This window comes from Candidatus Hakubella thermalkaliphila, assembly GCF_013281975.1.
GTDB lineage: Bacteria > Actinomycetota > Humimicrobiia > Hakubellales > Hakubellaceae > Hakubella > Hakubella thermalkaliphila.
This window is the reverse complement of the sequence record NZ_BLRZ01000247.1, coordinates 1-1,038: the sequence shown is the minus strand read 5'-3', so window position 1 is coordinate 1,038 and position 1,038 is coordinate 1. Positions and strand designations below refer to the sequence as shown.

1 protein-coding gene is annotated in these 1,038 nt (G+C 49.6%); it reads left to right on the top strand.

The window, feature by feature from the left end; genetic code table 11:
- The coding region (locus tag HW443_RS11255; RefSeq protein ID WP_258190528.1) for a DNA methyltransferase at positions 1-974 on the top strand (974 nt) is incomplete at its 5' end.
- Positions 975-1,038: the final 64 nt, after the last annotated feature.

Genomic DNA, 1,038 nt, shown 5'->3' with positions numbered 1-1,038 from the left:
AAGAGTTCTATAAAGCACAAACCAACGACCCAGATACCAAGGGAAAGGTTATTCTTGATCCCTTGATGGGTGGTGGCACCACCGTGGTTGAAGCACTTCGACTTGGCTGCAAAGTTATCGGAATCGATCTCAATCCAGTGGCCTGGTTCATAGTAAAGACAGAGATTGAACCAGTTGATATCGATGAACTGAAAGCATCCTTTGACCGTCTGGCAGAACGTAAGGTTGCCTGGAGCGGCAAGTCTGTCAAAGAGACGCTTCTTGAACAATACAAGACCGAATGCCCCTGCTGTGGCGCCGGCAGAGAGGAGGCAGAGATTATCTACACCTTCTGGGTCAAATCCGCCATTTGCACTAACCCACTTTGCAAAAAGGAAGTCCCCCTTTTCTCAGACTATGTCATCGCAATGAAATCTCCTTCTATCCGGTACAACAGGGATGTGGAATGTCCGGAATGTGGAAAGACATTTGACTGGGAGATGGAACCCGCCAGCATGATTGCCGAACCTGGACTTTGTGTAGTAAGCCCAACCTACTCAGCGGGCGTTGGTCGCACAACCGCACGCTGGACATATTCACCCAATAGGACGCAGATGAACACAGGTTTTCAGGATAAGAATTTGAATAACTCTGTGGGTATCTACGAAAATCTGCGGTCCATTGTTAAGTGCCCCTGGTGCAATAAGGTGGTTCTACCAAAATTGAAGTCAGCAAAAACGGAACGAAAAAAGGTTCCCCTCACCGTTCTTCTCTGCCCCCACTGCTATGCCGTGTGGCAGTGGCGCGGGAATCTGCCCAAGGAAGTGAACTGCCCTGTCTGCAAGAAGGACTATAAACCCAAAGAGGGTAATGTCCCCAAGAATGGCTGGTTTCTCTGCCCCTCATGCGGACATACCGATAGGAGCATAAACTCACTACGAAGCCTGCCCCGGGACAAACACCTTCCAATGCGTCCATCTGCTATCGCAGGATAGTATAACAACTGTACGGGGGATGTTGAGGCGGAGGAAATGACCCCACAAAACGTCCTTGTGAGAG